This is a genomic window from Butyricicoccus faecihominis (genome assembly GCF_014648015.1).
GTDB lineage: Bacteria > Bacillota > Clostridia > Oscillospirales > Butyricicoccaceae > Agathobaculum > Agathobaculum butyriciproducens.
In genome coordinates this window covers 131910-144292 of the sequence record NZ_BMQH01000010.1, presented here as the reverse complement: position 1 = coordinate 144292, position 12383 = coordinate 131910, and the positions used below count along the sequence as shown (strand labels likewise).

At 54.4% G+C, this 12383-nt stretch carries 14 protein-coding genes and 1 pseudogene; all 15 read left to right on the top strand.

What is annotated here, in order from left to right:
• Nucleotides 1-1536 (top strand): recombinase family protein (locus IEY11_RS11165; RefSeq protein WP_243183998.1); only part of this gene is annotated, 1536 nt, incomplete at its 5' end.
• 90 nt (nucleotides 1537-1626) lie between these two features.
• Nucleotides 1627-1707 (top strand): annotated as a pseudogene (locus tag IEY11_RS11160) (Maff2 family mobile element protein); the annotation flags it as partial.
• 11 nt (nucleotides 1708-1718) lie between these two features.
• Nucleotides 1719-2585: a VirB6/TrbL-like conjugal transfer protein, CD1112 family gene (locus tag IEY11_RS11155; protein WP_117461320.1), complete on the top strand. Its 867-nt coding sequence runs from the start codon at nucleotides 1719-1721 to the stop codon at nucleotides 2583-2585.
• Nucleotides 2586-2600: 15 nt separating this feature from the next.
• Nucleotides 2601-3332, top strand: coding sequence for a septation protein SpoVG family protein (locus tag IEY11_RS11150; RefSeq protein ID WP_188886557.1), 732 nt, complete (start codon nucleotides 2601-2603; stop codon nucleotides 3330-3332).
• Complete coding sequence (locus tag IEY11_RS11145) at nucleotides 3322-4101, top strand: DNA-methyltransferase (RefSeq protein ID WP_188886556.1); 780 nt, start codon at nucleotides 3322-3324, stop codon at nucleotides 4099-4101. The genes IEY11_RS11150 and IEY11_RS11145 overlap by 11 nt, the downstream gene beginning before the upstream one ends.
• A gap of 17 nt (nucleotides 4102-4118) precedes the next feature.
• Nucleotides 4119-4673, top strand: coding sequence for an MT-A70 family methyltransferase (locus IEY11_RS11140; protein WP_118544540.1), 555 nt, complete (start codon nucleotides 4119-4121; stop codon nucleotides 4671-4673).
• Between the two features lie 3 nt (nucleotides 4674-4676).
• Entirely contained in the window at nucleotides 4677-5066 is a 390-nt protein-coding gene (locus IEY11_RS11135; RefSeq protein WP_015563852.1) for a PrgI family protein, read from the top strand.
• Nucleotides 5023-7383 (top strand): VirB4-like conjugal transfer ATPase, CD1110 family, encoded by a 2361-nt coding sequence (locus IEY11_RS11130; protein WP_188886555.1) that lies wholly within the window; start codon nucleotides 5023-5025, stop codon nucleotides 7381-7383. Before IEY11_RS11135 ends, IEY11_RS11130 begins: the two co-directional genes overlap by 44 nt.
• Complete coding sequence (locus IEY11_RS11125; protein WP_188886554.1) at nucleotides 7364-9082, top strand: C40 family peptidase; 1719 nt, start codon at nucleotides 7364-7366, stop codon at nucleotides 9080-9082. Before IEY11_RS11130 ends, IEY11_RS11125 begins: the two co-directional genes overlap by 20 nt.
• 14 nt (nucleotides 9083-9096) lie before the next feature.
• The gene (locus IEY11_RS11120) at nucleotides 9097-9351 is read left to right on the top strand and encodes a DUF4315 family protein (RefSeq protein WP_188886553.1); all 255 of its coding nucleotides are present in this window, start codon (nucleotides 9097-9099) and stop codon (nucleotides 9349-9351) included.
• Between the two features lie 2 nt (nucleotides 9352-9353).
• A complete protein-coding gene (locus IEY11_RS11115; protein ID WP_188886552.1) occupies nucleotides 9354-10103 on the top strand; it encodes a DUF4366 domain-containing protein in 750 nt (249 codons plus the stop codon).
• Nucleotides 10100-10276 carry a hypothetical protein gene (locus IEY11_RS11110; protein ID WP_014080211.1) on the top strand — a complete coding sequence of 59 codons (177 nt, stop codon included), beginning with the start codon at nucleotides 10100-10102 and terminating at the stop codon, nucleotides 10274-10276. Before IEY11_RS11115 ends, IEY11_RS11110 begins: the two co-directional genes overlap by 4 nt.
• A gap of 4 nt (nucleotides 10277-10280) precedes the next feature.
• Nucleotides 10281-10634 (top strand): cysteine-rich VLP domain-containing protein, encoded by a 354-nt coding sequence (locus IEY11_RS11105; protein ID WP_188886551.1) that lies wholly within the window; start codon nucleotides 10281-10283, stop codon nucleotides 10632-10634.
• Between the two features lie 179 nt (nucleotides 10635-10813).
• Nucleotides 10814-11773 (top strand): hypothetical protein, encoded by a 960-nt coding sequence (locus tag IEY11_RS11100; protein ID WP_188886550.1) that lies wholly within the window; start codon nucleotides 10814-10816, stop codon nucleotides 11771-11773.
• 13 nt (nucleotides 11774-11786) lie between these two features.
• Nucleotides 11787-12371 (top strand): defense against restriction DarA-related protein, encoded by a 585-nt coding sequence (locus tag IEY11_RS11095; RefSeq protein WP_188886549.1) that lies wholly within the window; start codon nucleotides 11787-11789, stop codon nucleotides 12369-12371.
• Nucleotides 12372-12383: the final 12 nt, after the last annotated feature.

The window sequence follows — 12383 nt, the reverse complement described above, 5'->3', positions numbered from 1 at the left end:
GATATGCTGGAAAAATACTGCGAAAAGCAGGGATGGGAGGTTGTGGCAGTCTATCAGGACGATGGCTTCACAGGTCTTAATATGGAGCGTCCTGATTTACAGAGGATGTTGAGAGCTATTGAGCGCAGGCAAATCAACCTTGTCATCACGAAAGACCTCAGCCGACTGGGGCGTAACTATCTGCAAACCGGGCATTTGATTGAGGACTTTTTCCCAAGAAACGGTGTCCGCTATATTGCCATGAATGACGGTATCGACACCCTGCGGGATAACAACGACATCGCCCCGTTCAAGAATATCCTGAATGAGATGTACAGCAAGGATATTTCCAAGAAAGTCCATTCCTCTTATCTTCTGAAAGCGCAGAAAGGACAGTTTACCGGGTGTCTTGCCCCGTTTGGGTATCGGAAAGACCCGGAGGACAAAAACCATCTGCTCATTGACGAGGAAACCGCCCCGATTGTGCGGCTGATTTTCGGATATGCCCTGAACGGTCATGGTCCGAACTATATCCGCAGACGGCTGGAGGAAGAAAAAATCCCCTGCCCCACATGGTGGAACCGGGAACGGGGGCTTCGCAACACCCGAACCAAATGGGAAAAGAAAGACCCGGAAAACGGGCGGTATATGTGGGACTTCTCCGTTATCAAAGACCTTTTGATGAATCCCGTCTACACCGGTGCGATTGCTTCCCAGAAAAAAGACTACCGTTTCAAAATCGGCACAATTGGGGAAAAGAAGCCGGAGGACTGGATTGTGGTGGAGGGACAGCATGAACCGCTGATTGACCGCATGAGCTTTGACATTGTGCAGAACAAGCTGAAATCCCGCCAGCGTCCGGGGCAGACCGATGAAATCAGCCTGTTTGCCGGATTGTTAAAATGCGGCGAGTGTGGGAAGTCGCTGACGGTACGCTACACAAACGCAAAACATCCCCAGCGGATTTATTCCTGCAAGACCTACAACGCCTTTGGAAAGAACCACTGCACCCAGCACCGGATTGACTATGACACCCTTTACAGCCATGTGCTGCGGAAAATCCGGGAATGTGCCAGAGCTGCCCTGATGGACGGGGAAGCGGTTGCCGACCGCCTGACCAATACCTGTGAAGCAGAGCAGCGGGAACAGCGGGAAGCAATGGAACGCTCCCTTACAAGGGACGAGGAACGGATTGAGGTTCTGGACAAAATGGTCATGCGGCTTTATGAGGATATGATTGCAGGGCGTATCAGTGAGCAGAATTTCAACACCATGCTGGAAAAGACACAGACCGAGCAGACGGAGCTTAAAGCAAAAGTGTCCGAGGGCAGAAAGCGGCTGTCTGATGAAGTCCAGCTTGCCAATGACGCAAAACAATGGGTGGAAGCCATTCAGGAATATGCCAACATCACAGAGCTGGACGCAGCCACCCTTAACCGCTTAATCAAAGAAATCGTCGTGCATGAACGCATTGACGAAGATAAAACAAGACACATTTCTATCGAAATTCATTTTAATCTCAAACCCATCCCGGAGGTGGAACAGGTCACTGCCTGACCTGTCCCGCCGGGACGGTTCTCTAAAAAACACCATATAGATTTTTTGTACGCCGCCGCCCGCCATCGAGCAGAGTTTTACACCTAATTGGGGATAAAACAGCTCATGGCGGGCGGCGGCATCATCGTCATTGGCACCACACTGATCCCTCTGCTGTCTGGCCTGTTTTAAGGTAGGCGCTTATGGATTTTCTCACCGACTGGCTCACAAACTGGCTCAAAGAGCTTCTGATTGGCGGGATCATGGGGAACCTCGAAGGTCTTTTTGATACTGTCAATACCCAAGTCGGAGAGATTGCGGCACAGGTAGGGACTACCCCGGCGGCGTGGCACGCCGGGGTTTTCTCCCTGATCCGACAGCTTTCCGAAACGGTGATCCTGCCGATTGCCGGAATGGTGCTGACCTTTGTTGCCACTTATGAGCTCATACAGATGCTTTTGGAAAAGAACAATATGCACGAGGTTGACGTTGCGAACCTCTATAAATGGATGTTCAAAACAGCCTGTGCAATCCTGATCCTGTCAAACACATTCAATATCGTCATGGCCGTGTTCGATGTCTCGCAGAGCGTCATCGCGCAGGCAGGCGGGCTCATTCAAGGCTCTACCGATGTTTCGGCGGATATGCTTGCTGAACTGGAAACCTCGCTGGAGACGATGGACTTAGGGCCGCTTTTGGGGCTGTGGCTGCAGTCTGCGCTCATTGGCTTCACGATGAAGGCGATGGGAATTATCATTTTCGTTTTGGTGTATGGCAGGATGCTGGAAATCTATCTGCTGACCAGTCTGGCCCCCATCCCCGTTGCTACGCTTTCCAACCGGGAGCTTGGTGGCACCGGGCAGAACTACATCAAGTCCCTGTTTGCCGTGGGCTTTCAAGGGCTGCTGATCCTTGTATGTGTTGCAATTTACGCGGTGCTCATTCAAGGCATCGCAACAGGCGGCGATCCCATTGGGGCGATTTGGGGAACTGTGGGCTACACGGTTCTGCTTTGCTTCATGCTCTTTAAGACCGGGAGCATTGCCCAGCGTATCTTTGGCGCTCATTAACAGGAGGTGGTGCTTATGCCGAGAAGATACGGGGCAGACGGAACGCGCTTATGGAATGGAAAAACGCCGGAGGAGTTTACTGAGGCAGACGCTTACCGCTTTATGGCGGAAACAGAGGCCGTCCTGCAAAGAAAAGAGTTGATGGACGACCCCGCCCAGCCTGCTCCGGCAAGCGGAAAGGAGGAATTTTATCTGAGTAAGAAAGACGATGTATTGCTGACCCCGGAGCAGATTGCTGCGGAGGAACGGCGCTGGCTGTTTGATGCTCCCATCGCGGAGCTTGCAGAAGTCAAGGGCGTTAGCATTGATGAGGCAGTAAAAATGCGGACAGATGCTGTCTTGCAGGAGGCGGTTGTTCCGATCACGGTATCTGTCCGCCCGATTGAGCCGCAGGGAAAACTGATCGGCTTCGCCAGCGTCAATTTTGGCGGTGTGGTCATCGACGATTTTAAGGTTGTGGACGGGAAAAACGGGATTTTCCTCGGCGCTCCCTCTAAACCCGATCCTGCCAGCCGGACGGGATACCGGGCTACGATTCGGATTCCTGACCGAGCCACACAGGAACGGATTAACGCGGCTGGTGTGGAGGCGTATCATGCGGCGGTGGAACAGCTTGTTGCACGGGCCCAGGCGGTACGGCCTGCCCCGATCAAGGAGCAGATGGCCGAGGCTGCAAAGCAAGCGGGAAAAGAAAACGCTGCCCGGCCTGCGCCTGCCAAGGCAAAGGAGGCCCGTAATGACCGATAGCCGCACTTTGGGACAAAGTGTCCCGAAGGAGGGCTTGTTTCTCATGGATGGCATTGAGGGCCTGCGCTCCCTGCCCAAACATAGCGTGGATATGCTGTTGACTGATCCGCCTTACGGCACAACCCGGAATTATTGGGATGTGCCCCTGCCGCTCCCGGAGCTGTGGGAGGCGGTGAAATGGGCGGTCAAGCCGAATGGCGCAGTGCTGTTTTTCGCACAGTGCCCCTTTGACAAGGTGCTGGGCGCATCCAACCTCGCCATGCTCCGCTATGAGTGGATTTGGTACAAAGAGCGCGGAACGGGCTTTCTCAATGCAAACCGGGCTCCACTGAAGAAGTCCGAGAACATCTTGGTGTTTTACCAAAAGTCCCCGGTCTACAATCCACAGTTTACTTACGGCAAGCCATATACCCGTGTTCATTCCCGAAGCGGTACAAGCTCTAACTATGGGAAATTTGAGCGGCAGGGATCGGAGTCCAACGATGGCCGCCGCTATCCCGGAAATGTACTTTTTGTGCCTACGGTGTCCGGCAGCATCCACCCCACGCAGAAGCCCGTGGAGCTCTGCGAGTATCTGATCCGCACCTATACCCACCCCGGAGAACTGGTCGCGGACATTTGCGTTGGCTCCGGCACAACCGCGATTGCAGCCATCAACACAGAACGCCGCTTTGTATGCTTTGAAACGGCCCCGTCCTTTTATGCCGCCGCCAGTGAGCGCATCCGTGCGGCGCAGGCAGTAAAAAGCTCCGGCGAGAAAGGAGTGTAATTATCCAGCAGTATTCTATCATTTACGCCGATCCCCCTTGGCGCTACTCGGCTAAGAAAGTACAGGGCGCGGCGGAAAATCATTATCCCACTATGAGCATTGAGGAGTTATGTGCGTTGCCTGTGGCTGATCTTGCAGCCCCGGACAGCGCACTCTTTTTATGGGCCACTTTCCCGCAGCTCCCGGAGGCGCTCCGGCTGATCGAGGCTTGGGGCTTCACCTACAAAAGCGTTGCTTTCGTCTGGCTGAAAAAGAACAAGAAGGCGGATAGCTGGTTTTACGGCCTTGGCTTCTGGACAAGGGGCAACGCGGAAATCTGCCTGCTGGCAACCAAGGGACATCCAAAGCGGCAGGCTGCCAACATTCATCAATTCATCATTTCCCCGATTGAAGCCCATAGCAAAAAGCCGGACGAGGCCCGCGCCAAAATCATTTCCCTGATGGGCGATCTGCCCCGCGTGGAGCTCTTTGCCAGGCAGACCCCGCCCGGCTGGGCTGTATGGGGAAATGAAGTAACACCAACCATCCCGGACTTTGGGACACATTGTCCCGAAGTGCAGAAAGGAGTGTGATCTATGCCCTATGTAAACGTACCAAACGATTTATCCAAAATCAAAACAAAGATGGCTTTCAACCTCACCAAACGCCAGCTTGTCTGCTTCGGCAGCGCGGGCGCAGTGGGGATTCCGGCCTATCTGCTGACCCGTGGCACCCTCGGCAATACCGGGGCGATGTTTCTCATGCTGGGAATTATGCTCCCGGCGTTCCTGCTGGCCATGTATGAAAAGGACGGCTTGCCCTTTGAAAAGGTTGTGCGAAACATCATCCGGGCCAAGTTTCTAAGGCCGGGGATCAGGGCCTACCGAACCGAAAACATTTATGCGCCTTTTGCCGGGCCGGGCGCTGGAAAGGAGGATGTGATTGAAAAACACAAAGAAGAAAAACGGAGCCGCCGCCAAGGGTAAAGGCCGGGCGACCCTGTCTGCCCAACAGACAATCCCGTATCTGTCCATGCACCCGGACGGTGTGTGCAAGCTCCCGGGCGGGCTCTATACAAAAACCGTGGAATATGAGGACATCAATTACTCCGTGGCATCCACCGAGGATCAGACCGCCATATTCAGCGGATGGAGCTCATTCCTCAACTACTTTGACAGTTCGCTGCCGTTCCAGCTTTCCTTTATCAACCGCCGTTCCCATTCCCGCAGCCGCTATCAGGTCAATATCCCGAAAGCGGATGACAACTATAACAGCGTCCGGGACGAGTTTACCGGGATGCTGAAAAATCAGATTGCCAAAAGCAACAACGGTATTGAGCGCTCAAAATACATCACCTTTGGCATACCCGCCGAGGGGATTACGGAGGCACGGCCCCGACTGGAGCGTGTGGAGGCCGATGTCATGGGAAACTTTAAGCGGCTGGGCGTTCCCTCGGAGCCGATGGACGGGCGGGCCCGCCTTGCGCTACTTCATAGCCAGATGCATCCGGGGAGCCGCGAGGCGTTCTGCTTTTCGTGGAAAGACATCCCACAGACCGGGCTTGGCACAAAAGACTTTATTGCCCCGGACAGTCTCGACTTCCGCCAGTCCCGCACATTCCGCATCGGCCAGTATTGGGGTGCGGTGTCCTACTTACAGATTATGGCATCAGAGCTTTCGGATAAGCTGCTGGCGGAAATCTTGGAGCTGGATGCAGAAATGACTGTGACCATGCACATTCAGACCGTGGATCAGCTCAAGGCAATCAAGACCATCAAGGGGAAAATCTCGGACATCGGAAAAATGAAAGTGGAGGAACAGAGAAAGGCTGTGCGCTCCGGCTATGACCCGGATATTCTTCCCCCTGACCTGATTACATTCAGCAAGGACGCAGCGGAGCTTCTGGCTGATTTGCAATCCCGCAATGAGCGAATGTTTCTGCTGACCTTTACGGTGGTAAACCTTGCTCCTAACCGCCAGCGGCTGGAAAACGATGTGTTTACCGTGGGCGGTATCGCGCAGAAATACAACTGCGCTCTGCGCCGTCTGGACTGGCAACAGGAACAGGGCTTTGTTTCCTCGTTGGCCCTTGGTTACAACGAGGTAGAAATCCAGCGCGGTATGACCACCAGCTCCACAGCCATCTTTATTCCTTTTATGACAAGGGAGCTCCGCATGGCTGGGCAGGCCCTCTACTATGGCATGAACGCACTTTCTCACAATGTCATCATGGCTGACCGCAAAAAGCTGAAATCGGCAAACGGGATGTATTTGGGCTCTACGGGCTCCGGCAAGAGCTTTGCCGCAAAGCGCGAGCTCTTGAATGTGTTTCTCACCATCCCGCAGGATCGGATCATCGTGGTTGACCCGATGGGCGAATACGCTCCACTGGTGCGAAGGCTGGGTGGCCAGGTGATCGAGATTGCCCCGGACAGCCCGCACCACCTCAATCCGATGGATGTGGAGCTCAATATGGCCGCCGGAGAAAGCCCGCTTTCCATGAAGGCGGATTTTCTTTTGTCCCTGTGCGAGCTGGTGGTTGGCGGCAAGGAAGGTTTGCAGCCCATTGAAAAGACGGTCATTGACCGTTGCGTGCGTTTGGTGTATCGGGAGCAGGCGCTCGGACTGGAAACCGCAAAAACACCGCTGTTGCAGGATTTATATGAGGAGCTTTTACGCCAGCCGGAGCCCGAGGCCCGGCGCGTGGCAACTGCCTTAGAGCTTTATTGCACAGGCTCCCTCAATCTTTTTAACCATCCTACCAACGTCAAAACGGACAGCCGTGTGGTGTGCATCGTTCTGAAAAACATGGGCGAAAACCTTAGAAAGATTGCAATGCACATCACAAATGAGTTTGTTTCGCAGGCGGTGGATCAGAACTTCCACGAGGGTGCGGCGACTTGGTGCTACTTTGACGAGTTTCATATCCTGCTCCGCGATCCGCTGACAGCCAGCTACTTTGTGGCAGTCTGGAAAATGCTGCGTAAAAAAGGATGTGTGCCGTCTGCTTTGACGCAGAACGTCAAAGACCTTTTGGCCAGCCGGGAAATCGAGAACATTCTGGACAATACGGATTTTATGATTTTGCTTTCGCAGGCGCAGAGTGACCGCACCATTCTGGCAAAACAGCTCGGCATTTCCGAGCACCAGCTTTCCTATATCACACACAGCAATTCCGGCGAGGGCCTGTTGTTCTATGGAAATGTGACCATCCCGTTTGTGGATCGGTTCCCTCGCGGAGAAATCTATGACCTGCTGACTACCCGCCCGGAGGATATGAAGAATGAAACGAAAAACGAATAAGGCCAAGGAGGAGGCTTGGTCGCAGACCGCCCACGCCCCTGACGGGGAGCAGCCCGGGCCGGAGGCTTCCGACGCTTCGGGACAAAGTGTCCCGAAGTCCAAGTTCCGCAAAAAGAGCCAGCAGGAACAGGCTGCGGCGGCAAAGCTCCGTATGGAGTCCCAAGGCGAAAAGCTGGAACAGGCCCGGGAGAAGCTGGCAAAACAAAAGCCGCCGAAAAAGCCCGGCCCGGTAAAACGCATAGGCCGTGTTGCCAGCGGTTCCGTTCACAGCTTCGTGCATGGCAAGATTTTTGAAGTGGAACAGGAAAATGTCGGCACAGAAGGCGCACACCGTTCTGAGCTTGTGGGAGAAACCGCGCTACGGCATGGCTCTCGCTTTGTGCGCCGTAAAGTCCGGGAACATCCGGCAAAAGTGGTACGCAAGGCCGAGGCCCGCTATACCAAGTACACGGCGGACTACCATTTTCACACCGCCGCACAGGAGCACCCGGAGCTGACGAAAAATGCCCTTACCCGCTACTGGCAGAAGCAACGGCTCCGCAGGCAATACCGCAAGCAGGCAAAGGAGGCTGCAAAGCAGAGCGCGGCTGCGGCTGGGAAAACTGCCACAGCCACAGAACGCCTGACTGCCCGGGCAGTGGAATTTGTCAAAAGTCATCCCGCAGGTGCCGTGATTGCGGTGCTCTGTGTGTTACTCCTGTTTGCTATGCAGTCCTGTTCCTCTACCATGCTTATGCTGGGGAACGCCGGGGCCGGTGCATTAGGAGCCAGCACCTATCCTTGCGAGGATCGTGATATGCTGGCCGCCGAAGCCGCCTATTGTGCGCTGGAAGATGATTTACAGCATTATCTGGACACCTATGAAAGCACCCATGACTATGACGAATACCACTTCGATCTGGACGAAATCGAACATGATCCCTATGTGCTGCTTTCTCTTTTGTGTGCGCTCCATGAGGGACAATGGACAATAGACGAGTTACAGGGAACGCTGCAAATGCTGTTTGACCGCCAGTACATTCTCACGGAGGATGTAGTGGTGGAAACCCGGTATCGCACAGAAACCGACACATGGACGGACGAGGACGGCAACTCCCATACGGACACCTATCAGGTGCCTTACGATTATTACATCTGTACGGTCACGTTGGAAAACTTTGATTTGTCCCATGTACCTGTGTACGTTATGGGCGAGGATCAGCTTTCCCGATATGCCATCTATATGGCAACGCTGGGGAACCGCCCTGATCTGTTCCCGGATTCTCCCTATGTGAACAAGTACATTACCGGGAAACCCGGTGATTACGAAGTGCCCGGAGAATATCTGGACGATGAAACCTTTGCCGCGATGCTTGCCGAAGCACAGAAATATATCGGCTATCCCTATGTGTGGGGCGGCAGTTCTCCTGCCACTTCCTTTGATTGCTCGGGGTATGTTTCGTGGGTCATCAATCACTCCGGCTGGAATATGGGCAGGCTGGGAGCCCAGGGGCTCTATAACATCTGTACGCCAACAAGCTCTCCCAAACCCGGTGATCTGGTTTTCTTCAAAGGCACCTATGACACGCCGGGCGTAAGCCATTGCGGGATTTATGTCGGTGACGGGAAAATGCTGCATTGCGGAGATCCCATCGGCTACGCAAATTTGAATACAAGCTACTGGCAATCTCATTTTTACGCCTACGGGCGTTTACCGTGACAGGAGGTTTTGAAATGGCAACTACCAAAAGCATGAAAATTCAGGCCGAGATTGATAAGGTCAAGGCTAAAATCAGTGAACAGCAAGCCCGGCTCAAGGAGCTGGAACAGAAAAAGCTGGAGGCAGAAAACAGCGAGATCGTGGACATTGTGCGCGGCATGAGCATTTCCCTTACGGAGCTCCCGCTGCTGTTTGAAAAGCTGAAGGACGGCGGCACTTTGGTACAAAGTGTCCCGAAGTCCGAAGAAGAAAAGAAGGAGGAAAACTGAATATGAAACACTTTCGTATGTTGGCGGCGGGGCTTTGCTCCGCTGTTCTTTTATGCGGCTTTGCGATTCCGGCCTACGCCTATTCGGACAGCGGAAATGAGGAACCGCCTGTTGTGGAAGAAACTCCGGCCCCGGAGCCTGCACCTACCATTACCCCGGGCGAGGGCTTTTCGGAGGATGGAAACCTTGTGACCCGCGATCTGCTCTACGATGCCGCAACCAACAAACAGTTCATCACGGTGGAAACCAGCGGCGGCAACACCTTTTACATTGTCATTGACTATGACAAGCCTGTGGACGAGGACGGCGAACAGTATCACACCTACTTTTTGAACATGGTGGATGAAGCCGATCTGCTGGCGGCACTGGAGGCCGCTGGCGGAGAACTTCCGGCCTGCTCCTGCACAGAAAAATGTGCGCCCGGAGCCATCCGTACGGATTGCGAGGTCTGCGCGGTCAACATGACCGAGTGTGCTGGCACAGCTCCCGAACCCGCTCCGGTGACGGAACCTGCGGAGGAGCCGGAACCCGAGCCCCAGCAGGAAAGTAATACCGGGACGCTTCTGCTGATTTTGGCAGTGGCTGTTCTGGGCGGCGGTGCAGGCTGGTACTTGAAAATCTACCGCCCGAAGCATGAAAAAGCTGCTGTACCCGAAGAGGATTACAGTGAGGAACTGGCTGATTATGACGATCCCGAGGACGATGGGCCGCCTTGGGGCGAGGACGATACCGAAAGCGAGGATAATGAATGAGATTTACAAATAACCCCTATGAGGGATTTATGAAAGAAAAAAGCTACTTTAAGGGTGTGCCGCCCAGCCTGCCGCCGAAGGGCTCCCGTTGTGACGGCTGCCCTTACTGGCGCGGGATTGGCTGCGTGTTCTGCTACCGGGAGCAGCTCAAACCACCGGGCAACGGGAGGTGATGCTGTGGGCCGAGAACTGACCCGGACAGAAAAAGCGGCAATCCGCAGGCTGGTGTCAAAATGGTGTGCCAACTATGACCGGGACTGCGGCTGCCTGCCGCTGGATTGCGAGTGCTATATGTTTGGGAAATGCTGGACAGGGGCTTATTGCCGCTACTTCCGCGAGGCAGTTCTGCCCCTTGATCCGGCGCTGGAGGCTGCGCTGCTGGCAGAGGGGCCAAGGCCGGATTTCAAGGCTTGCCCGGTATGCGGCAGAGCCGTGGCTCCTGATGGACGGCAAACCTATTGTTCGGTGGCCTGTGCAAAGGCGGCACACCGCAGACAGCAGCGGGAATATATGCGAAAAAAGCGGGGCTGATGTGTTGACAATTAGGACACCCCAAACCCGCCTGTGACAAGGCTTTTTAAGGCCCTTTTCTGCGGGAGGCGTATGTTTCTACGTCCGCCCCTGTTTCCGTGAGATGCTGTCAACATTTTAGCTGCCGGGGCTTTGGGACAATTTGTCCCAAAGTTCCGGCTTTTGTGGAAGGAGGTACTATGCCGAAATATTATCCGATCAACGAAGAAGCCGCAAAGCGGGCAAAAGATATGAACAGCTTTTCCGACTATCAGCCGGGCTCCGCTACGGCGGGCTACCGGGCAATGGTCGATGAAGCGTATGCAGCGGCGGAACGCCAGAAAGCGCGTGTCGATCCCATGTACCATGATAAGATTGACGCGCTGGTGGATCGCTATGCCCGGAAACTTGCGGAAAATCTGAATGAACGCAATGTGATTGATGCCCGGGTGCCCTCTATTCTGATCTCCGGGGGCGGTAATTTCCCTGTGGCAAAAAAGCACAAGCAGAACGCCGCCCGGGATCGCAACTATGGAGAGTATGCGGAGATCTCAAAACTGCTTGATAAAATCCGCTCTGTTGGTATGGGCGGGATCAGCGCAGACGATGATCTGGCCGTGGAAAAGCTGACAAAAAAGCTGGAGGGGCTGGAGTTCCAGCAGGTCACCATGAAGGCGGTCAATGCGTATTTTCGGAAACACAAAACGCTGGACGGCTGCCCGGAGCTTACGCCGGAGCAGGCAGAAAAGCTCAAAGCAGATATGACGCAGTCATGGCACTTGGATAAAAGCAAGCCGTACCCCACCTATCTGCTTTCCAACAACAACGCCAACATCCGCCGTGTGCGCCAGCGCATTGAGGAACTGAGCAGCCGCTCCGAGTTTGCTGGCTGGACATTCCCCGGAGGCGAGGCAAAAATCAACGAGGCTGAAAACCGTTTGCAGCTTATTTTCGAGGAAAAGCCCGATGCCGATCAGCGGCAGGAACTGAAAAGCAACGGCTTTAAGTGGGCTCCCAGCCAAGGGGCATGGCAGCGGCAGCTTAACCAGAACGCTATCCGTGCTGCGGCCCGGATAGACTTTCTGCAACCCAAGGACGGTACAAGCCCCTATCAGATCCAGCCGTTTGTGAAAAGAGAAAACAAAGAAATGTCTCGATGATGGGAGGTGTACTATGGACAAAAATCAAGGCTATGCTATTTTGAAGGCGGTCATGCTGGAAAATGGGCGGGGATTTGCATTGGGCGAGCATCCCACCGCGCCATCCCGCTATGTCACATGGGCCTGTTATGATGACAAAGACGGCCTGCGGCAGTACGAATGGGGTCACTATGGAAATGACCGCACCGCGATGGAACAGGATTTTACAGACCGGGTGCAGGACTATCAGCGTATTTATAACGTCGGGATCAGGCAGACCGAGGCTCCCGGTCTTTACAAGTATTATTCGACCCAGCGGCCTGTGGACATCGGGACATTCCCGAAGCCGCCCTATAACAAGCCGGATGAAATTTTCAATTACGATCAGCGCGTCCCGGTGGAAAATGGCTCGTTCTTGGCTTGGGGTTATCTTACCTATACCCGCCCCCTGACAGAAAAACAGGCATCCGACTATGAGCTGCGTCCTGCGCCTGATAATCCCGACAGGCCCCGTCCGATTGCCGAGCAGATGAAAAACGCGGCAAAGTTGGCGGAGGCAGATCGCGGCTCGGAGGCTCCGGCTCCCCAGCGCAGGCAGCCTGACCGTGGCGATAGATAAGGAGGTGCGTAT